The 380-nt window shown below is 65.8% G+C and carries 1 protein-coding gene; it reads left to right on the top strand.

Annotated elements, in window-relative coordinates:
* Nucleotides 1-131: 131 nt before the first annotated feature.
* Nucleotides 132-380, top strand: a 249-nt coding sequence (locus RVY79_RS17920; RefSeq protein WP_317465865.1) for an EAL domain-containing protein, incomplete at its 3' end; no start/stop codon positions are given.

Here is a 380-nt window from a genome sequence, read left to right as displayed (position 1 = left end):
GTTGTGACAAATTTGCCCGGACCCCGACACAAACGCCCACGGTCACCGGAATGTCACGCAGGCTTCGAAGAATGTCGTTACGACTTGTCCAGCCGACCCGGGCTCGTCCTGACGCGGAGCCCCCCCACACCATGCGCGAGCGCGCAAACAATCCTCTGGCCGATGCGCTGGCAAGACTGATCGACCAGCAGGCGTTTGACGTCCATTTTCAGCCGCTGGTCGCCATCGACCGGGCGGTCATATTCGGTTTCGAAGCCCTTACCCGCGGTCCGGCCGACAGCCCGCTGCATTCGCCGCTGGTGCTGTTCGAGACCGCCGCCCGCGAGGGCCGCCTCGTCGAGCTGGAACGCCTCATCGTGCGGCGCGCGGCCCAGCGCTTC

Source organism: Chromohalobacter sp. HP20-39 (genome assembly GCF_033052815.1).
GTDB lineage: Bacteria > Pseudomonadota > Gammaproteobacteria > Pseudomonadales > Halomonadaceae > Chromohalobacter.
Note: the sequence above shows the minus strand (reverse complement) of the source record. Positions and strands in the feature narration are given on the sequence as shown.